Raw genomic sequence first — 19,688 nt, 5'->3', positions numbered from 1 at the left:
TTCCCGGTGGCGTACCGTCCCAAACGACGATTTGCCGCGCCGGACGCTCGCCCCAGCGGTGGTAATCGGGATGTCGACACATCCGCCGGCCCGCTAAGCTGCCCGCATGACCAGCGTGATCGCCAAGTGCACCGGAGCGTCGTGTGACGTCCAGGTCGGTGCTCGGCGACGCCGGCGATCCGTCGCCCGCCCGCGCTGACCTGTTTTCTGCGACCGGCGGATCGAGCCGCCGGTCGTGCGCTGGTCGTCCTCGGTCCGCCCGCATCTCCTGTCGTCTGAGGCCCGCCTGGCAGCGCGGGTCCGAGTGAGATCGGCGTACTCATGGATCTTGAAAGGTTGTTGGCCGACCGGCTGGCACCGGCGTTCGCGGCGGTGGCCGGCGGACCGGTCGACCCGCTCGTGCGGCGCTCCCCGCGAGCGGATTTCCAATCCGACGCGGCGCTGGCTTTGGGTCGGCGGCTCGGCCGTCCGCCGCGCGACATCGCGGCCGAGGTGCTGGCAGACGCGGTCCTCGACGACGTCTGCGTGTCGGCGGAGGTCTCCGGGCCGGGGTTTCTCAACCTCACCGTCGCCGACGCGGCCCTTGCCGACCTGGTCTCCGGGCTGGCCGGCGACGCCCGGCTCGGCGTGCCGGTGACGGCGGCCCCGCAGACCGTGGTGGTCGACTACTCGGCGCCGAACGTGGCGAAGGAGATGCACGTCGGGCATCTCCGCTCCACAGTCATCGGCGACGCGGCGGTACGGCTGCTGGACTGGCTGGGGCACCGGGTGGTGCGGGTCAACCACCTGGGTGACTGGGGGACACCGTTCGGCATGCTGATCGAGCACCTGGTCGACCTCGGCGAGGCCGGGGCGGCGCACGAGTTGTCGATGGGCGACCTGGACGGCTTCTATCGGGAGGCGCGGGCGAAGTTCGACTCCGACGAGACGTTCCGGGAACGCTCGCGGCTGCGGGTGGTCGCCTTGCAGGGCGGCGACGAGCAGACGCTGCGGTGGTGGCGGCTGCTGGTGGCGCAGTCCGAGCGGTACTTCCTGACCGTCTACGACCTGCTCGACGTGACGTTGTCCGAGGACGACTTTCGGGGCGAGAGCGCCTACAACGATCTGCTGGCGGGGGTCGTCGACGACCTGGACCGGTTGGGCATGCTGGTGCCCAGCGGCGGGGCCGACTGCGTCTTCCCGGCCGGCTTCAGCGGCCGGGACGGCGAGCCGACGCCGCTCATCGTGCGCAAGAGCGACGGGGGGTACGGCTATCCGGCCACCGATCTGGCCGCGCTACGGCAGCGTGTCGGCGAACTGGGCGCAACCCGCTTGCTGTACGTCGTCGGGCTGCCGCAGCGGCAGCACTTCGCGATGGTGTTCGCGGTCGCCCGGGCGGCCGGTTGGCTGTGCCCGCCGGCGCGGGCCGAGCATCTGGGCTTCGGGTCGATCCTCGGCGGCGACGGGCGGATGCTGCGCAGCCGGGCTGGTGAGTCGGTGAAGCTGGTCGGGCTGCTGGAGGAGGCGGTCACCCGGGCCACGGACCTGGCCCGGCGCAGGAACCCGGAGCTGGATGCCGAAGCCGCAGCCGAGATCGGTCGCGCGGTGGGGATCGGCGCGGTGAAGTATGCCGACCTGTCCACCGATCGGACCAAGGACTACGTCCTGGACTGGGAGCGGATGCTCGCCCTGGAGGGCAACACCGCGCCGTACCTCCAGTACGTGTACGCCCGGATCCGATCGATGTTCCGGCGCGCCGGGACGACCGCCCGGCCGGACGCGCCCCTCGTGCTCACGTCGCCGGCGGAGCGGGCGCTCGCGGTCGAGCTGCTCGGCTTCGCCGCGGTGGTCGGCGAGGTGGAACGAAGCCTCGAATTTCATCACCTCGCCGGTTACCTGCACCGGCTCGCCACCGCGTTCAACGCGTTCTACGAGCGCTGCCCGGTGCTGCGGGCCCCGGACGAGCTGCGGGAGAGCCGGCTGCTGCTGGCCGAGCTGACGGCCCGGACGCTGCGGCAGGGGCTGCACCTGCTCGGCGTCCGAACCCCGGAGCGGATGTGAGGGGTCAGCGGGTCTTCTTCGTGGCCCGCTTCCGGGGCGGCGTCAACAGGTCGGCGATCTGTGCGATCGCGGCGGGCACCAGGCGGTAGTAGGCCCACACCCCCCGCTTGTCGCGTTCGAGTAGGCCGGCCTCGGTGAGGATCCGCAGGTGATGACTCACGGTCGGCTGGGACAGGTTGAGCGCCCCGGTGAGGTCACTGACGGACGCCTCACCTTCGGGCGCGGACTGGATCAGGCTGAGCAGACGCAGTCGCGCCGGATCGGCGAAGGCCTTCAGCACCCCCGCGAGTCGTTCGGCATCGGCCCGCTTGATTGGATCGCCGGTGAGCGGCGAGATCGCAGGCATGGCAGTTTTCGCAGTTCCCACGCCCACTATGGTTACACCAACACCATCAATAAGCAGGTAGAACCGGCATCAATACTCCAATGGCGTCCGTACGGCCACTCGAGGCGGCTGAACGTGAGTCGAACGTCGACGACCGTGGTGACGTATCGGCCGTGTGGGGCTCCGCCGTGCCCCACACGGCCCTACGCCGACGGACCTGCCGTCGAGTGAGCCGCGACCCGAGGGTCAGCGGCGTGGTCGGGGTGTGCTGCGCGGCTGGACGTACGGCGGTCCCGCGAGGATCAGGTCCGACTTCAGCTCCTGGTACGCCCGCTTGGGCTGGTAGTTCTCGTCGTAGATCGTGGCCAGGCCCTCCGGCGGGTCGTCGAACCAGTCCGGCACCCAGGAGTGCCTGTCACTGAAACCCCACACCGTGTACGACAGGCAGCTCCGGACGGCGAGGCACGCCTTCATCAGCACGCTGAAGTTCGCCGCCGAGGCCTGCAACCGGGGGTTGATCTCCTCCGCGTTGCCGGCCTGGACACCCGCCGTCATCTGGCTGCGGACGTCGACCTCGGTGAACGCGGTGGCGACGCCGAGCCCACTGAACTTCTTCAGCGCGGCGGTCACCTGGAGGGTGTCGAAGTTGCCGTACTGGGTGCCGAGGTGACCCTGGGATCCGACGCCGTCGATCGGCACGCCCTGTGCGCGTAGGCCCCTGGTCATCTCGTAGACGAACTGGGTCTTGTCGTCCGCCGGGTTGCCGGAGCCGAACGCCTCGATGTTGTAGTCGTTGTAGAACAGCAGGGCCTTGGGGTCGGCCGCCCGCGCCCAGCGGAACGCGTCGGCGATGTAGCCGGGCCCGAGGTTCTCCGCCCAGAAGCCCTTGTAGTGCAGGGTCGACGGGGTGTCCCAGGGGTCGCTGACCGCCTCGTTGACCACGTCCCACTGCCAGATCTTGCCCTTGTACCGGTTGGCGACCGTGGTGATGTGCTTGCGCAGCAGCTCACGCAGCTCCTGCTTGTTGATGGAGCCGTCGGCGACACCGCTGGTCAGCCAGCCGGGCAGTTGGTTGTGCCAGACCAGCACGTGGCCGCGGACGCTCTGCCGGTTGCGCCTGGCGAAATCGATGAGCTGGTCGGCCGCGGCCCAGTCGTAGGTGCCGCGGGTGGGCTCCAGGACCTCCCACTTCATCACGTTCTCGGCGGTGACGGAGGTGAACTCCGAGGAGGCCAGCGCGCGGTACTGCGGGTCACCGGCGTCGTTGAGGGCATCCATGTTGACCGCGGTGCCGACCTGGAGGCCGTGGCGCAGGCCGAGGGCGCCGAGGCTCTGCGCCGTGGGGTCGTACGGCCGACCGGCGGTGGCGGGCACCGTGTTCAGCGCCGCAACGGTGAGGACGGCAACCACGCCGACGGTGGTCCACTGTCTCAGCTTCATGTGCCTTCCTTTCCAGACCTTGATCGACAACTGTCGATCAACAAGGTGCGGGTCCGGTGTTGGCGGATGGGAGCGGGGTTGGTGGTCGAGCGCCCTGGCTCGGGGCCGGAGGGCCGGTGGTGCCGGCCGGTGACCGGAAACCTGCTCGAAACGTTAAGGCCGTCAATGTCCGGGCGTCAACGCTGAAAACTTCCGGAAATTCGTCATATGACCTGCGGGGGCTCGCCGGAGATGCTCGCGAAACTTCCGGGGACCGGCGGCAAGTCGCGGCCACGCTGCCGAGATCGCCGACCGGGTGGCCGACGATCTCGGGCGTCGCTACGAGAGTTGACCTGGGCGGGTCAGCGCAGGCCGGCGAAGAGGTCGTCCTCGGGGATCGGCGCGTCGGTGCGGTCGCGCACCCGAACGAAGGTCTCCACCCCCATCAGCTCCGTGAACCGCTCCCGGCCCAGTTGCAGGAAGAAGATGTTCTCGGTCTGGCTGGCGTGGGTGGCCAGGGCGTCGAACTTCTGCGCCCCGAAGCTGCTCGTGTCCACCCAGGTGCTGATCTCGTCGTCGGGCAGGCCGAGCTGCGGCATCGGCTCCGCCTCCGCCTCCGGGTCCGGTGCGTCCCACTCGACGCCGAGCTCCTGCATGATCTGGCCGAACTGCTCGAACGCGGTGCGCGGCACCGTGGTCCAGTACACCTTCGCCGGGGTGTCCGTCTGCTCCACGGCGGCCATGGTGATCCGGTGCGCCTGGATGTGGTCCGGGTGGCCGTAGAAGCCGTTCTCGTCGTACGTGACGATCACGTCCGGCTGGTACTGCCGGATCAGCTCGGCGAGTCGGTCCGCCGCCTCTGCCACCGGCGTCGTCCAGAACGCGCCGGGCTGGTCGTTCGTCGGCCAGCCCATCATCCCGGAGTCGGCGTAACCGAGGGTTTCCAGGTGGCTGACCTTCAACACCGCGCAGCTGGCTTCCAACTCGGCCTGGCGCATCGCCACGACAGCGGCGGGGTCGTGCTTCGGGTCACCCGGCTTGACCCCACCCGGGCCGTCACCGCACCGCCCGTCGGTGCAGGTCACCAGGACCGTCGTGATCCCCTCCGCGGCGTAGCGGGCAAGGACGCCACCGGTGCTCGTCGCCTCGTCGTCGGGGTGGGCGTGCACCGCCATCAAGGTCAGAGGTCGCTCAGCCATGCCATCACCCTACGGTCGTGTCCCCACCCGGAGTCGCGCAGGGCGACGCTGTGTGCATCCTAGCCAGCCCGGATCGGGCCGGGGTCGATCACCGGCAAACCCTGATCGACCACCCGGCGGGTCCCTAGATTGAGGCGTGGTCAGCACGTCCGAGGGTGAGAACGCGAGGAGAGGTCCGGCATGGGGGCATCGTTCGGTGACGTGCGACAGGTCGACGCCGGGGTCCTGACCATCGGGTACGTCGACGCTGGGCCGTCCGACGGTCCGGCGGTGATCCTGCTGCACGGCTGGCCGTACGACATCCACAGCTTCGCCGACGTCGTGCCGCTGCTCACCGACGCCGGCTACCGGGTCGTCGTGCCGTACCTGCGGGGCTACGGCACGACCCGGTTCCTCTCCGACGACACCATGCGCAACGGCGAACCGGCAGCCATGGGGCTCGACCTCATCGCCCTCATGGACGCCCTGAAGATCGACAGCGCGAAGCTGGCCGGGTTCGACTGGGGTGCGCGTACGGCCGACGTCGTGGCCGCGCTGTGGCCCGAGCGCTGCCGGGGGCTGGTCTCGGTGAGCGGCTACCTGATCGACGGCCAGGCATCGGGAAAGGTGCCGCTGCCCCCGAAGGCGGAACTGGCCTGGTGGTACCAGTACTACTTCGCCACCGAACGCGGCCGGGACGGTTACGACCGGAACCGGCGCGACTTCGCCAGGCTGATCTGGCACACCGCGTCCCCGAAGTGGTCGTTCGACGACGCGACATTCGACCGCAGCGCGGCCGCGTTCGACAACCCCGACCACGTGGACATCGTGATCCACAACTACCGGTGGCGGCTGGCCCTCGCCCCCGGCGAGTCGCAGTACGACGAGGTGGAGAAGCGACTGGCCGCGAAACCGAAGATCATGGTGCCCAGCATCTCGCTGGAGGGGGATGCCAACGGCGCGCCGCACCTGGAACCCGCCGTCTACGGCAAGCAGTTCGCCGGGCAGTACGAACACCGGACCGTGGGCGGCGGCGTCGGGCACAACCTGCCCCAGGAGGCGCCCCAGGCGTTCGCCGACGCGGTCCGGGACGTCTGACCGGGCCGCTACCCTCGGCGGCCCGATCGCTGGGGCTCCGGACGTTCCACCCGCACCGGGTCGCCGCGCACCAGGGTGTCGTGCACCCGCCACCGGGCGGTGGTGACGGCACTGCGGGCCGCCTCGTCGTCCTGCTCGACGCGTTGCCGCAGCAGTCGCAGGGCGATCCGGCGGTTGAGGCTGAACTGCCGTTCCTCGTCCACCACGACGACCAGGCCCGACGGGCGGTGCGTCGCGCGGACCGCCGTGCTGGCCTTGTTGCGGTGCTGACCACCCGGACCGCCGGTACGGCAACCGACGATGTCGACGTCCGCCTCGGCGAACGGCGTCGGCGCCGCGTCGGGTGAGGGCGGCTGCGCGGTGACGTACCAGTTCTTGCGGCCCGTGCTCGCCCGGTACGGACTCGGGGCCTGCCAGCAGAGCGTCCCGGTCCACGAGGCCGCGAACGCCTCGGCGTCCGCGCCGGTGATCCGGATGAGCGCCGAGCGGTAGGTGCCGGTCCGATCGCCGGCTGTCACCTGAACCTGTTCGATCGTCAGACCTCGGCGGGTGCCAGCTCCGGTCAGCCGATGCAGGAGCTGGGCCAGCGCCCAGGCGCACTCACTCGGGCCACGGCCGGCGGACAGCAGCAGGAGCACGCTCACGACCGGCCCCGTCCGTCGCGGTGACCCCGCCGCTGAGTGCGGGAGGCGGACCCGAGATCGGGCGTCTTGTAGGTGACCAGGGGAGTCGTGCTGACCACCGGGGTGGCCAACCGGTGCTCGGCGAGATCGGCGATCACCTGCTCGATGCGCTTGTACGCCGTGGGCGCCTCCTCGAACAGCAGCTGGCGGTCGCCGCACACCACGAGCGAGCCCACGGGCGTGCGACGTAGTTCCTCGACCGTGTGCTTGGCCCGGCCCCGTCGCAGGGCGTCGGCGCGCGACATCTTGCGACCGGCGCCGTGCGCCACCGAATAGTTGGCCTCCGGCCCGGCGTGGGCGGCCACCAGGTAGGAGGCTGTACCCCGGGTGCCGGCCACGAGGACGTCGCGGCCGTCGCCCGGCGCCGCGCCCTTGCGGTGCAGGTAGACCCCGTCGGAGACCTCGACCAGGTTGTGGCACTGATCGACGATCGGCGGGGTGGGTTCGGCCCCCAACGCGTACGCGACCCGGGCCGCCAGCACCCGCCGGTTGAGCGATCCCCAGCGCACGGCGTCGTCGTGCCTCGTCAGGTAGGCGGCGGGATCGGGAGCGGCCCCGGCGCCGTGCACCTCGGTGTGCGCCCGCAGAATCCGTTCACCCAGACCACGGGAACCACTGTGCACGATCAGCACGAGATCACCGGCGTCGAGCCCGAGACGACTCGCGTGGCGCACGTCGAGGACGGTGTCGACGCGCGCCAGCTCCACGAAGTGGTTGCCACGGCCAACCGTCCCGAGACCGTCCAGGTGACCGGCCGGAACGTCACCCTGGACGACCGCCCAGGCCGGGTCGTCGGCGTCCTGATCCGGGTCCAACGCGCGGTCGAGGTCGGGGAACCGGGCGGCGAGGCGCTCCGGCACGGCACGCTTGAGCTTGATGGGGAACACGGCGATGCCGCAGCCGATGTCGGAGCCAACCAGGAACGGGTAGAGCACCCTCGACGCCATGGCCGCACCGATGGGTGCGCCCTTGCCGGGGTGCAGATCCGGCATCGCCGCGACGTGGATCATGCCGTCGAGGGCGGCAACCTGCTGGCACTGGTCGAGCGCGGCGGACTCGATCCAGCTCGCGGGCGAGGCGAACACCGTGACGGTGGCCGGGGTGGACGGGGGCAGGGACTCCCGAGGGGAGTGGTGCTGCAACAAGGAGACTCACTTCGTACGCAGACGCGGGAACGGACGACAGCACGGCCCTCCGGGAGGTGTCACCGGGGGCGAATGCGCGGGGTGGTTCCGTCAGTACGTCATGGACGTCACTCTCGGGCAGCCCGTCCCGTACGGCAAACGATTTTCGGTCGCGGCGTACGCTGCCGCGATGACCGCACCGCGTCGCATCCTGGTCTACGGGGTGCACGGCTCGGGCAAGTCCACTCTCGCCGAGCGCCTGGCCGAGCGCCTCGGGTTGCCGTGGTATCCGGTGGACGACCTGTTGTGGCTGCCGGGGTGGGTCGAGGTGCCGGTCGCGCAGCAGCGCGGGCGCATCGAGGAGATCTGCCGTCGGGACACCTGGATCCTCGACGGCGCGTACCACGGATGGCGGGACGTGCCGCTGGCCCGTGCCGACCTGGTGGTGGCCCTGGACTACCCGTGGTGGCGCTCGTTCTGGTGGTTGCTGCGTCGCACCCTGCGTCGCCTGGGCACGGGCGAGGTGATCTGCAACGGAAACCGGGAATCGCTGGGCAGTGTGTTGTCCCCGGACTCGATCCTGGTCTGGCACGCCTCCGCGTTCGGCCGGGAACGGCGGCGAATGCGGGCCTGGCAGGCCGACCCGGCCGGGCCGCCGGTGGTGCTGTTCACGAGTCCGGCGGGCCTGGATGACTGGTTGGCGGGCCTACCGAACCGGTGACGCCGGTCAGGATTCAGAGCCACGCCGCCGCGCCGAACACCGCCTGGCATACCCGCGAGTTACGCCCCGACCTACATCGAGGGTGACCCGAGTGCGGCGACCGCCATCACCAACGACGCCGCGTACCGGGCCGCCCTCGACGAGCGGCACACCGCGATGACCGAGCAGTTCGGTCTCCGCAGCGCACAGGTGACCGTCCCCGCGGAGCCCGGCCCCGATGACCGGCACACCAACCGGCGGCTCACTCCCCGCTGGGGAGTGGGCCGCCGGTGTCGCGCATGGTCAGTTCCGAGGATGCCCGGCCGGCAGGTCACCGGCCGGGCCCTCGATCAGGACTCCCGGGTACGACGTCGGGCGAGGAAGAACGCGAACGCGCCCAGCACGACAAGCGCACTTCCGATGCCCGTCATGGCCGGGACCGCGCCACTGCCGGTCACCGGCAGGATGGGTCTCCTGCCGTCCCCGGGGCTGCCGGGTGCTCCGGGACTGCCGGGTGCCCCAGGGCTACCGGGTGCGCCTGGGCTACCGGGTGCGCCTGGGCTACCGGGTGCTCCGGGACTACCGGGTGCTCCGGGTGCTCCGGGTGCGCCGGGGCTACCGGGCGCCCCAGGGCTGCCAGGTGCGCCGGGTGCGCCGGGTTCTCCGCGTGCGCCGGGGCTGCCGGGTGCGCCAGGGCTGCCGGGTGCGCCGGGGCTGCCGGGTGCGCCGGGGCTGCCGGGTGCGCCTGGGCTGCCGGGTGCGCCGGGGCTACCGGGCGCGCCTGGGCTGCCGGGTGCGCCTGGGCTGCCGGGTGCCCCAGGGCTTCCCGGTGCTCCGGGGCTGCCAGGTGCCCCAGGGCTGCCAGGTGCACCTGGGCTACCGGGCGCGCCTGGGCTGCCGGGTGCTCCGGGGCTGCCGGGTGCGCCGGGGCTGCCGGGCGGGCCGGACGGGCCGGGAGGACCGGTGGGCCCGGGTGGACCTGTCGGTCCGGGTGGGCCGGTGGGGCCGGCGCACAGCGGCGCGGTGATGTCGTTGTCGTCGAGAGTCACGGCGGCGGTTCGCGCCAGCGCGCGGCCCTGCAGGGTCGCCTCCGTGGCCATCGTGACCGAGGCGAGCGCCATGACGTTGCCGACCATTGTGGTTCCCGTGCCGATCGTCGCCGAGCTGCCGACCTTCCAGAACACGTTGCAGGCCGAGGCGCCGTTGGTCAGTACGACGGTGCTGTCCGACGCCGTCGTCAGCGAGGAGTCGATCTGGAAGATGAACACGGCCGAAGGGTCGGCCTGGGCGTTGAGCGTCAGCGTCCCGGTCAGTTGTGCGGCTCCGATTCGGTAGACGCCCGGGTTGAGGGTGTTGCCGCCCAACTCCGACGGGATGACGGTGAACGGCGTCCGGCCGGCGGCGTCGTTGAAGGCGATCGTCAGGTCGCTCTGGGCCTGGAGAGCGACCGCGTCGCCGAGGTGGATCTCGCCGCCGATGGTTGCCGTCCCGAAGCCCATTGCGGTGTTCCCCGGGTATCGTCCGAGGCTCTGGGCGAGGAAGCTGGGGCCGGTGTTGGTCGGCTCGGCGCCGGCGAGGACGGAGAAGTTGCCGGCTGTCCCCATGTTCACCGGTGCGTCTGCGGCAACGGCTGGTGTCGTGTTGACCAGCAGGAGGCCGGCTGCGACGGCGGCCGCCGCAGCCGCCGCGAGCGCCGGTAGGAGACGTCGGCGAAGACGATGATGACTGGGTTTCGCTGTCACAGAACACCCTCCGTGGGTACTACTTCGCAGGGGGCGCCTGGTGGGCCGCGCCCTGCGCGAAACTGCCGTGATGACGTGGACAAAGTGCGGTGACCACCACATCACGTCATCGGCGCGTATACCCACAAAACGGGATATTGCGTACGAACCGGAGCGCAATAGCCATTCATATTCATGTTTTCCCTATTACGCCCTGTGATTGCCCGACGCCTACTCCCGCGCCGCCACCTTCGCGAGAAGTGGCCGCTCGTCGATCGACAGGCGAAACTCTTCCCAGGCCAACGGTCGTCCTCAGTGCTGGTGTGTCGGCGCGGGCCGGATCGCCCGGCCGTGCACGCAGGGTGAGGACGGGCCGTTGCTGGTGGCCGGGAAGCGGAACCGACGCAGCTCCTCGATCACGAACCCTTCGGCACCGATGGCGGCGACGGTGTCGCGGTTGGTGTGGCAGCCGGCGAACAACTTCGGCCACAGTGTCGCGTCGAGCAGGCGTTGGGTCCGGTGCAGGCGGCTGCTCTGCTCGGCGGCGACGTGTTCGAAGAAGCGCAGCTGGCCGCCGGGGCGCAGCACCCGGCTGACCTCCGCGAGCGCGCTCGCCTGATCCGGCACGGTGCACAACACGAGCGCGACGACGGCCGCGTCGAACTCGCCGTCACCCGCGGGCAGGGCGTCCGCCAGACCGTCGACGACGGTGACCGGCACCGGTGCGCTCGGTGCCGCCCGCTCGGCGGCGGCGCGCAGTCGACGTTCCGGCTCGACCGCGACGACCTCGGTCACCGCGGGTGGATAGTGGGCGAACATCCTGCCGTTGCCCGCGCCGATCTCGATCACCCGGCCGGACAGGCCAGCAACCAGGTCCCGTCGGAACTCCGCCGTGCCGGCGCGGTCCATGGCGACGCTGAGCCTCTCGTACACCCGGGCGAACACCGGATGGGACACCACGGCCACGTCAGACCTCCAGGGGACCGGCTGATTCTCGTCGCACTGTTCTTGGGCGATTGTCCTGCATCGGTGCACGGTTTCCGTCTTACTGGTGGGCAGCGGTTGCAGACCCACCGCAGACAGGACGTGTTCGACCATGAAGATCGTCGTCATCGGTGGCAGCGGCCTCATCGGCTCCAAGCTCGTGGACAATCTCGGCGCCCAGGGGCACGAAGCGGTGCCGGCGTCACCAAAGACCGGCGTCAACACACTGACCGGCGAGGGAGTGGCCGAGGCGCTCGCCGGTGCCGATGTCGTGGTCGACGTGTCGAATTCGCCGTCGTTCGAGGCCGCCGCCGTGCTGGAGTTCTTCGAGACGTCCACCCGCAATCTCCTCGCCGCCGCGGCGGCGGCCGGGGTGGGCCACTACGCGGCGCTCTCGATCGTGGGGTGCGACCGGATCCCGGACAGCGGGTACATGCGGGCGAAGGTCGCCCAGGAAAAGCTCATCGTCGCGGCCGGGATCCCGTACTCCGTGGTGCACGCCACGCAGTTCTTCGAATTTCTCCAGGGGATCATCGACGCCGCCACGGACGGCGACACCGTGCACCTCGCGCCGGTCCTCATCCAACCGATGGCGGCGGACGACGTCGCGGCCGCGGTCGCCGACGTCGTGGTCGGTGCGCCGACAAACGCGGTGGTCGAGATCGCTGGCCCGAAGCAGTTCCGCCTCGACGAACTGGGCCGATCCATCCTCGCGTCCCAGCAGGATCCCCGGTCGGTGGTGGCCGACCCGGGCGCCCGGTACTTCGGTGCCACGCTTGGCGAACGCTCGCTGGTCCCCGCCGACGGCGCCCGCATCGCCGCCACCAGCCTCGACGACTGGCGTACCCGGGCCGGGTGACTCGGCCGCTACCCGGCTGCGACGGGTGGGTCCGCCCGCCCACCCAGACGCCGCACCAACTCCCGCACCGCCGCGGTGAACGACTCGTCCGCCTCGTCCGGCCAGTGGCCGTGGATCGGAGGGGGAACGCTGTCGCTGGCCGGCGTCACCACGTCCCGGGGATCGCGTTGTCGACGATCGACGGTGTCGGCCGGGTCGCTTCCCGCAGCCCCCCGGGGTGACCGGTGGGGGGAGAAGACCCAGCCGCCGATCGGGTCGGTGTCGCGCCACAGGTTCACCCACCGCCAACCGACCCGGTGGCCGATGTCGTGCAGTGCCGCATCGTCGATGTAGGCGGGAAAGAGCCGCGCGTAGAGGCGACGCAGCGGTGACCCGTGGGTGAGCAGGGCGACCCGGCTGCCGACCTCCGGCGGCAGTTGGAGCACCGTCGCGGCGAGCAGCACCGAGCCGTGGCTGTGCCCGGTGAGCAGCACGGCATGGCCGCTCTCGACGAGGTACGTGATCCGGCGGGTCAGCTCCGGCACGGCGCGTTCGGCGTAGCAGGGCGGTGCGAAGGGGTGGGCGGCTCGGGGCCAGAACGTGCCGAGGTCCCAGAGCACGCCGACGTGCCGCCGGAACGGGATGGTCCGGTAGGCGAAGACGCTGCCGACGATCATGCCGAGGATGATCGCGGCGATCAGCCAACTGCCGAACGCGATGGCGAAGGTGACCACGTCCGCCGGCAATCCGATGTTTCTCTCGACCACGTCGCTCGGGAACTGTCCCAGCAGGCCGATGGTGGTGTTGGCCGTGGCGAGGCCGGCGAGGCAGCCGAAGAGCACCGCCAGCGGCACCAGCTTCTCGGTGAACCGGGCCCGGGCTATCGCGTCCCGGACCTGCCGCAGTCGGGTGCTGGCCTCCGGCGGCGGGTCCGGGTAGTCGTGGGCGACGATCGCCGCGGCGTCGCGACGCCGGCCCCGGCGGGAGATCACGATGACCAGACCGGCGACGACAAGCGTGACCACGATCGCGCGCAGGAAGCCGAAGATCACCCACGTGTACGCGCGGGGTGGACCGGCGGCGATGCCCGCACCGGTTGGCGTGTCCCGGTCGAGGAAGTCCGCCGCCCGGTAGACCACCTCGGCGGAGTACGCCACCGCCACGCTGATCCCGGCGGCCGCGATCGCGAGCCCACCCAACCCGAACAGCGGCGTCGCACCTCGCTGCCGGTCCCGGCGCCGGAGCAGCACCACGGCCAGTGCGGCCAGCAGGGTGGTCTGTGCGACGAACAGCCCGGCCAGGGTCATGTCGTAGCCGGGCAGCTCGCGACGTCCGTCCCACGGCTGCGGACTGGCCAGCACGTAGGCCACCACGAGGACGGTCAGGACGATGGCGCTGGACCGTAGCGCGTGGGTGATCCCGTCGAGGCGCCGATCCGTCGCGGCCCGGTCGATCAGCGGGGGAGTGCAGAGCGATCCCACGCAGGCGGCCAGGACCACCACGGTGGCCACCGTCAACGCGACGCCGATGGCGGTGGCGCCGCTGGCGACCCGGGCCAGGAGCAGGGTGAGGTCCAGCGTCGCGAACGCGGCGGCGACGTGGATCGAGCGCAGCCGCCCGACCAGCGGCTCGGCGTCCCACTGACCGACCGCGCCGAGCCGATGCCCGGAGACCTGCTCGGGTGCGCGAAACGCCTCGAACGTCCGCCCCGGCCGGTTGCTGATCCGCCAGATCAGGCCGATCGCGGTGGCCGGGACCAGCGCGAGTACCGCCAGTCGCACCCCGACCGGCCGGCCGCTCAACCAGGACAGCCAGCTGCGTCCGGCGAGGCAGTTCGCCGAGTTCAGACACTTCCAACCCACGAGATCCAGGGCGACGCCGGCGATGCCGAGCACGTAGAGCACGGTGAGCGTGAGCGCCAGCAACCGGCACAGCGACCTGACCGTCGCCTCGGAACCGGAGTTCGCGGGACGCATCCAGATCGCCACGTTGACCAGCATGAACGGCAGCAGGAAGACCAACCCCAGGGCGCGGACCACGGTCCCGGCGGGCAGATCACCCCAGCGGTACGACTCCAGCGTCAGCCCGTGCGCGCCGGTGGCGTCCGAGTACCGGGGACGCGGCCGGTAGAAGCCTCCGTTGCGGTCACCCGCCACCTGCGAGACCTGCCGCAGGTCCAGCACCTCTTCGGCGTTCGCGCCGGAGACGCCGTGCACCCGCAGCTCGACGATGCCGCCGGTGGTGTCTGGCTCGCTCAACCGCGCTGGTCCATCCGAATGCCCCCCGAGGCGTCTCGGCAGCCCTCGGGCACACGATCCACCCGAGGCCAGCCCTGCCAGCCCGCCGTGCCGGGGCCGCCACCCGGACGGCGGCAGACCGCGGTCTACCCGAACCGGACGGCCTCAATCGCGGCCCGCCCACGCCGCGACGGACGCCGTGGCTGCCCTTCGTCGTGGTCGGCGCCGCGCACACGCTCGGGCGGGGAGGTCGACGCACCGGCGCGGGGGATTGATCGGGTGCTGGCGGGGTAGGTGCCGCCATGGTCGCTGCCGGTCGGCACGGAGCGGAGGGCCGCGCTCCGATCGTGGTCCGGCTCTGGGACCGCGTGGTGGCCACGCTGCGCGACCGGATGCGTCGGGTACGGGCCTTCGGCGGGCTCGCGGTGCAGGCCGGTCTGGCCGCGGCGCTGGCGTGGTTCGTGGCGCACGAGCTGCTGCACGTGTCGCAGCCGATCTTCGCACCGATCTCCGCGGTCTCGACTCTCGCCGCGTCCGTCGGCCAACGGCTCCGCCGTACCGTCGAACTGATCATCGGTGTCACCGTGGGGGTGCTGATCGGCGATCTGCTGCTCGTGCTGATCGGCACCGGGTGGTGGCAACTCGTCCTGATCGTCGTGCTCGCGATCGTGGTCGCGCTGTTCCTCGTGGGCAGTGCGGCGGTGGTGGTCCAGGCCGGAGCGACGGCGGTGCTGATCGCCACGCTCAGTCCGTCCATCCGTGATCTGGAGATCCCTCGGTTCGTGGACGCGCTCGTCGGGGGCGGGCTGGCGCTGCTGATCACCACCGTGCTGCTGCCGCTGAACCCGCTGCGGGTGCTCAACCGGGCCGCGCGGCCGGCGTTGGACCTCCTCGCCACCCAACTCGACGCGACCGCCAGCGCGCTGGCCGAGCGGGACGCTGATCGGGCCCGCACCGCCCGCAGCGAACTGCGGCAGAACAAGGGCCAGGTGCAGGCGTTCGTCGAGGCGACCCAGGGCGCCCGGGAGGCCAGCGTCCTGTCGCCGGTGCACTGGCGCGAACGGCACGGTCCGGTGAGCCGGTACGCGCAGGCGGCAGAGCCGATCGACCGGGCGATGCGCAACAGCGGGACCCTCATCCGCCGGTCGGTGACGCTGATCGAGGACGGTGAACCGGTCCCGGACGCGCTGCCGGGGGCGGTGGCCGATCTCGCCGAGGCCGTCCGGTTGCTCAAGCGGCAGTTCGCCGCCGCGGTCGAGCCGAACCGGGCACGTGAGCAGGCGCTGCGGGCGGTCCGGACGGCCGGTGCGGCCTATCGGGAGGGGGTCGGCTTCTCCGGGGCGGTGGTGGTGGCACAGGTCCGGACGACCGTCAGCGACCTGCTGGTGGCCTCCGGGCTGACTCAGGCAGAGGCGAATCACCTGGTCCGGGGCATGTTCGGCGAGCTGGAAGCACCCGGCGTGCCGCGGCGGGCCTGATCGGTCGGCACCATTGTGAGCCACGCCTGTTGCGTTCTGAGCCAAAGTGGTGCCATGATGGTGCCATGGAGCTGAGGTCATACGTCGAGAACCTGCGAGACGAGTTCGCCATTGCTGCCGAGGGGGTCGACCCCGAGGCCCGGATGCTGGCCGAGCGGCTCTTCGCCCAGTTGGAGGCGGCGACCCGTCTCACGTTGCTCGAGGCCCTGTCCGACGCCGCCGACGAGATCACCCGCGATCTCGCGCCGGGTTCGGTGCACGTCCGGTTGCGCGGGCGCGAGCCGGACTTCGTGGTGACGCCGGCCAGCCCGCTCGTCGACGAGGTGAGTGAGGCCAGCGGCCCGCCGCCGCTCGCCACGCCAGCCCCCGCGCCGGAGGGGGAGGACGGTGGCACCTCGCGGATCAACCTCCGACTCCCCGACCACCTCAAGGCAAGCGTCGAGGAGGCCGCCGGGCGGGCCGGGCTCTCGGTCAACGCCTGGCTGGTACGCGCCGTCGCCGGTGCCGTCAGCGCCGGCGAGACGGAGCGTCGCCCGCCCCGCCGGGTGGAGCCACGCTCCGGCCAGCACCTCACCGGCTGGGCCCGCTGACTCTCCGTACCCCCTTGTTTTCCCGCCGCTGACCAGCGGCGACAGTCGCCGACCACCTTTCGGGAGACCACCATGCCTGTTTTCGAAACGCCAGAACCCATCGCCGTCCGGGTCGAGCTGCCCGTGGGAGATGTCTGGATCAAAGCGACCGACCGCACCGACACCGTGGTGACGGTGCGGCCCCGCGACCCGTCGAGCAAGGCCGACGTGAGCACCGCGGAACAGACCACCGTCCAGTACGCCGCAGGACAACTGCTGATCAGGGTGTCGAAGAGTTGGCGCCGCTACGGCTTCGGTTCCGGGCCGTCGGTCGACGTCCTGATCGAGCTGCCGGCCGGGTCGCGAGTGCACGGCGAGTCGTCCTGGGCGGCGTTCCGCTGCGAGGGTCGGCTGGGCGAGTGCCGGATCAAGACGGGGAGCGGGATCCGGCTCGACGAGACCGGGCCGTTGGACATCGACAGCAGCCACGGCGAGGTCGCGGTGGAGCGGGTCACGGGCTCGGCCCGGGTGAAGGTCTCCTCCGGCAAGGTCCGCATCGGGGCGGTCGACGGCTCCGCCGAGATCAAGAACTCCTCCGGTGACTGCTGGATCGGCCGCAGCGGCGGCGACGTCCGGGTCAACACCGCGTACGGCGACATCACCCTCGACGCGCCGCTGGCCTCGGTGACGGCCCGCACCGCCTACGGCAACGTCCGGTTGGGCGAGGTCGTCCGAGGGGCGATCGAGCTGAACACCTCCTACGGCGCCATCGAGGTCGGCATCCGGCGTGGGACCGCCGCCTGGCTCGACGTCAGTTCCAAGCACGGCCGCGTCCACAACGCCCTGGAGACGACCGACGGCCCGGCGCAGACCGACGAGACGGTCGAGGTCCGGGCGAACACCTCCTACGGCGACATCATGATCCGCCGCGCCTGACCCGCCCACCGCGACCACGAAGGAGGAGACCATGACCAGCTCCACGAAGCCCGCGATCGTCGCCACCGACCTGCGGAAGTCCTACGGTGACAAGGTCGTGCTGGACGGCATCGACCTGATGATCAGCGAGGGAACGATCTTCGCGCTGCTCGGCCCCAACGGCGCCGGCAAGACCACCACTGTGCAGATTCTCTCCACCCTGATCAACGCCGACGGCGGGCACGCCCGCGTCTTCGGCCACGACCTGGCCCGAGACCCCGACGCGGTACGCGAACTGATCGGCGTCACCGGCCAGTTCTCCGCCGTCGACAACCTGCTCACCGGCCGGGAGAACCTTCTCCTGATGGCCGACCTGTGTCACCTGGACAAGAGTGTCGGCCGGCGACGGATCACCGAGCTGCTCGACCAGTTCGACCTGACCGAGGCGGCCGGCAAGCCGGTGTCGACGTACTCGGGAGGCATGCGGCGGAGGCTCGACCTCGCGATGACCCTGGTCGGCGCGCCCCGCGTGATCTTCCTCGACGAGCCGACCACCGGTCTCGACCCGCGCAGCCGTCGGGCCATGTGGCAGATCATCCGCGCGCTCGTCGCCGAGGGCGTCACCATCCTGCTCACCACCCAGTACCTGGAGGAGGCCGACCAGCTCGCCGATCGCGTCGCGTTCCTCGACCACGGCCGGCTGATCGCCGAGGGCACCCCACGTGAACTCAAGCGGCTCATCCCGGGTGGCCACGTGGTGCTGCAGTTCGCCGACCAGGACGGGCTCGAATCGGCGGCCCGTACGTTCGCCGCCGGCAGGCGGGACGACGCGGCACTCACCCTCCAGGTGCCGAGCGACGGAGGGGTCGGGTCGCTGCGTTCGCTTCTCGACCACCTCGACCGTGCCTCGATCAGCGTGGCCGGGCTCTCCGTGCACACCCCCGACCTCGACGACGTCTTCCTCACCCTCACCGGCCAGCCGGACTCCCGCGCCGGCCGACCCGACCAGGAAAGGGCTCCAGCGCGATGAGCACCGTCTCCCTCGCCGTGCGCGACTCGAGCACCATGCTGCGACGCAACCTCCTGCACATGCGGCGGTACCCGTCGATGACCATGCTGCTCATCGGCATTCCGATCATCATCCTGTTGCTCTTCGTCTACGTGTTCGGCGGCACGCTCGGCGCCGGCCTCGGCCCGTCCGGCGGTCGCTCCCAGTACGCCAACTACGTCACCCCCGGCATCCTGCTCATCACGGTGGTCAGCGCGGCGCAGGGCACCGCCATCTCGGTCGCGATGGACATGACCGAGGGCATCATCGCCCGGTTCCGGACGATGGCGATCTTCCGACCGTCGGTGCTCACCGGCCACGTACTGGGCAGCCTGGTGCAGACCCTGCTCAGCCTCGCAGCCGTCATCGGCGTGGCGCTGCTCGTCGGGTTCCGGCCCACGGCCAACCCGGTCGAATGGCTCGCGGCGATCGGCGTCCTCGCCATGATCACCTTTGCGCTCACCTGGCTGTCGGTGGCCCTCGGTCTGGTGAGCGAGAGTGTCGAGACGGCCAGCAACCTGCCCATGCCGCTGATCCTCCTGCCGTTCCTCGGCAGCGGCTTCGTCCCCACCGACTCCATGCCGACCCCGGTGCGGTGGTTCGCCGACTACCAGCCCTTCACGCCCGTCATGGAGACCCTTCGCGGTCTGCTGCTCGGCACCGGGATCGGCGCCAACGGGATCGTCGCGGTCGTCTGGTGCGTCGTCATCACCGTGGGCTGCTTCTTCTGGGCCAAGTCGCTGTACAACCGCAGTCGGGCCACCTGATCCCGGCACCCCCGCCCGACGTCCCGCCATCGCGACGGACAGCCGGCGACTCGGCCCACGGGGCCGAGTCGCCGGCTGTCCATGTCGCGCGGCGCGGCCCGACGGCGGTCCGTCGCGAGGGCTTGATCGACTCGGATTTCTTGGAGTCGGCCGGTCTCCCGCGCTGGGACCCCCCGATTTCAAGGAACGCGAGTGGATCAGCCCGGCCCGCCACCCGTCCGTCCGGCGGACTCGCGGACCGCTCCGGGTAGGACTCAAACGTCGAATGTTATCGATAACACCGGCCCGTCCCGAGGCCACGAGGTGAGCCCGTAGTCGCCGGGGGAGCGCTCGCTTGCGAGCCATCGCGATGCCGGCAGCCATGCCAGAGGTCCGACCATGGGAGCGCGGCGACCCGGTGATGTTATCGCCAACATCATCAGGCGCCGGTGCTCGGCGGGCATTCCGTGGTGAGGGTGGTGCGGTACCTGTCGCCCGGCCCGCCGAGGAGCGTTCGGTCGGTGGCCGATCCGTGCGGCAGGCCGCGTTCTCGGTGCCGGATCGGGGGCCGACACCGGATTCGCG

18 protein-coding genes and 1 pseudogene are annotated in these 19,688 nt (G+C 71.0%); 10 read left to right on the top strand and 9 right to left on the bottom strand.

All coding sequences use genetic code 11. The annotated features are described in order from the left end of the window. Window positions 1–321: 321 nt before the first annotated feature. Window positions 322–2,040, top strand: coding sequence for an arginine--tRNA ligase (gene argS, locus AB0O48_RS12205; protein ID WP_365065047.1), 1,719 nt, complete (start codon window positions 322–324; stop codon window positions 2,038–2,040). A gap of 4 nt (window positions 2,041–2,044) precedes the next feature. On the opposite strand, the gene AB0O48_RS12200 is transcribed toward argS, so the two are convergent. The 3 genes from AB0O48_RS12200 to AB0O48_RS12190 form a co-directional block, all read right to left on the bottom strand. Further along, window positions 2,045–2,386 carry a metalloregulator ArsR/SmtB family transcription factor gene (locus AB0O48_RS12200; protein WP_208641223.1) on the bottom strand — a complete coding sequence of 114 codons (342 nt, stop codon included), beginning with the start codon at window positions 2,384–2,386 and terminating at the stop codon, window positions 2,045–2,047. A 225-nt stretch (window positions 2,387–2,611) separates the two neighbouring features. Beyond that, the gene (locus tag AB0O48_RS12195; protein WP_365065042.1) at window positions 2,612–3,805 is read right to left on the bottom strand and encodes an endo-1,4-beta-xylanase; all 1,194 of its coding nucleotides are present in this window, start codon (window positions 3,803–3,805) and stop codon (window positions 2,612–2,614) included. Window positions 3,806–4,146: 341 nt separating this feature from the next. Further along, the gene (locus tag AB0O48_RS12190) at window positions 4,147–4,983 is read right to left on the bottom strand and encodes a PIG-L family deacetylase (protein WP_357254301.1); all 837 of its coding nucleotides are present in this window, start codon (window positions 4,981–4,983) and stop codon (window positions 4,147–4,149) included. 180 nt (window positions 4,984–5,163) lie between these two features. Here AB0O48_RS12190 and AB0O48_RS12185 point away from each other — a divergent pair, with 180 nt between their 5' ends. Then, window positions 5,164–6,060 (top strand): alpha/beta hydrolase, encoded by an 897-nt coding sequence (locus tag AB0O48_RS12185; protein ID WP_357254299.1) that lies wholly within the window; start codon window positions 5,164–5,166, stop codon window positions 6,058–6,060. An 8-nt stretch (window positions 6,061–6,068) separates the two neighbouring features. Here the strand turns inward: AB0O48_RS12185 and prfH are convergent, their stop codons facing one another. Both prfH and AB0O48_RS12175 read right to left on the bottom strand, forming a co-directional pair. Continuing rightward, window positions 6,069–6,704 (bottom strand): peptide chain release factor H, encoded by a 636-nt coding sequence (prfH, locus tag AB0O48_RS12180; RefSeq protein WP_357254297.1) that lies wholly within the window; start codon window positions 6,702–6,704, stop codon window positions 6,069–6,071. After that, on the bottom strand, window positions 6,701–7,888 hold the full coding sequence (locus AB0O48_RS12175) for an RNA ligase RtcB family protein (protein WP_365065038.1): 1,188 nt from the start codon (window positions 7,886–7,888) through the stop codon (window positions 6,701–6,703). The genes prfH and AB0O48_RS12175 overlap by 4 nt, the downstream gene beginning before the upstream one ends. Window positions 7,889–8,057: 169 nt before the next feature. Between AB0O48_RS12175 and AB0O48_RS12170 the strand changes: the two genes are divergently transcribed. Continuing rightward, window positions 8,058–8,588, top strand: a complete 531-nt coding sequence (locus AB0O48_RS12170; protein WP_365065035.1) for an AAA family ATPase — start codon at window positions 8,058–8,060, stop codon at window positions 8,586–8,588. 329 nt (window positions 8,589–8,917) lie between these two features. On the opposite strand, the gene AB0O48_RS12165 is transcribed toward AB0O48_RS12170, so the two are convergent. After that, on the bottom strand, window positions 8,918–9,025 hold the full coding sequence (locus tag AB0O48_RS12165) for an LPXTG cell wall anchor domain-containing protein (RefSeq protein WP_357254538.1): 108 nt from the start codon (window positions 9,023–9,025) through the stop codon (window positions 8,918–8,920). A 56-nt stretch (window positions 9,026–9,081) separates the two neighbouring features. Between AB0O48_RS12165 and AB0O48_RS12160 the strand changes: the two genes are divergently transcribed. Then, window positions 9,082–9,594, top strand: a complete 513-nt coding sequence (locus AB0O48_RS12160) for a hypothetical protein (protein ID WP_365065163.1) — start codon at window positions 9,082–9,084, stop codon at window positions 9,592–9,594. A gap of 55 nt (window positions 9,595–9,649) precedes the next feature. Here the strand turns inward: AB0O48_RS12160 and AB0O48_RS12155 are convergent. Next, a pseudogene (locus tag AB0O48_RS12155) lies at window positions 9,650–10,171 on the bottom strand (ice-binding family protein); the annotation flags it as partial. Between the two features lie 429 nt (window positions 10,172–10,600). Beyond that, window positions 10,601–11,254 (bottom strand): class I SAM-dependent methyltransferase, encoded by a 654-nt coding sequence (locus AB0O48_RS12150; RefSeq protein ID WP_357254291.1) that lies wholly within the window; start codon window positions 11,252–11,254, stop codon window positions 10,601–10,603. Between the two features lie 130 nt (window positions 11,255–11,384). On the opposite strand from AB0O48_RS12150, the gene AB0O48_RS12145 reads away from it, so the two are divergent. Next, entirely contained in the window at window positions 11,385–12,131 is a 747-nt protein-coding gene (locus AB0O48_RS12145) for an SDR family oxidoreductase (RefSeq protein ID WP_365065031.1), read from the top strand. An 8-nt stretch (window positions 12,132–12,139) separates the two neighbouring features. Here the strand turns inward: AB0O48_RS12145 and AB0O48_RS12140 are convergent, their stop codons facing one another. Next, window positions 12,140–14,368, bottom strand: coding sequence for a hypothetical protein (locus tag AB0O48_RS12140; RefSeq protein ID WP_365065028.1), 2,229 nt, complete (start codon window positions 14,366–14,368; stop codon window positions 12,140–12,142). Between the two features lie 281 nt (window positions 14,369–14,649). Between AB0O48_RS12140 and AB0O48_RS12135 the strand changes: the two genes are divergently transcribed. The 5 genes from AB0O48_RS12135 to AB0O48_RS12115 all read left to right on the top strand — a co-directional run bounded on the left by AB0O48_RS12135 (window position 14,650) and on the right by AB0O48_RS12115 (window position 19,124). Continuing rightward, complete coding sequence (locus AB0O48_RS12135; RefSeq protein WP_365065025.1) at window positions 14,650–15,825, top strand: FUSC family protein; 1,176 nt, start codon at window positions 14,650–14,652, stop codon at window positions 15,823–15,825. A 65-nt stretch (window positions 15,826–15,890) separates the two neighbouring features. After that, the gene (locus AB0O48_RS12130) at window positions 15,891–16,415 is read left to right on the top strand and encodes a hypothetical protein (RefSeq protein ID WP_357254285.1); all 525 of its coding nucleotides are present in this window, start codon (window positions 15,891–15,893) and stop codon (window positions 16,413–16,415) included. A 72-nt stretch (window positions 16,416–16,487) separates the two neighbouring features. Next, on the top strand, window positions 16,488–17,330 hold the full coding sequence (locus tag AB0O48_RS12125) for a DUF4097 family beta strand repeat-containing protein (RefSeq protein WP_357570021.1): 843 nt from the start codon (window positions 16,488–16,490) through the stop codon (window positions 17,328–17,330). 31 nt (window positions 17,331–17,361) lie between these two features. Beyond that, window positions 17,362–18,339, top strand: a complete 978-nt coding sequence (locus AB0O48_RS12120; protein WP_357570020.1) for an ATP-binding cassette domain-containing protein — start codon at window positions 17,362–17,364, stop codon at window positions 18,337–18,339. After that, window positions 18,336–19,124, top strand: a complete 789-nt coding sequence (locus tag AB0O48_RS12115; RefSeq protein ID WP_357570019.1) for an ABC transporter permease — start codon at window positions 18,336–18,338, stop codon at window positions 19,122–19,124. Before AB0O48_RS12120 ends, AB0O48_RS12115 begins: the two co-directional genes overlap by 4 nt. Window positions 19,125–19,688 lie beyond the last annotated feature (564 nt).

The organism is Micromonospora sp. NPDC085948 (assembly GCF_040686315.1).
Taxonomy (GTDB): Bacteria; Actinomycetota; Actinomycetes; order Mycobacteriales; family Micromonosporaceae; genus Micromonospora.
Note: the sequence above shows the minus strand (reverse complement) of the source record. Positions and strands in the feature narration are given on the sequence as shown.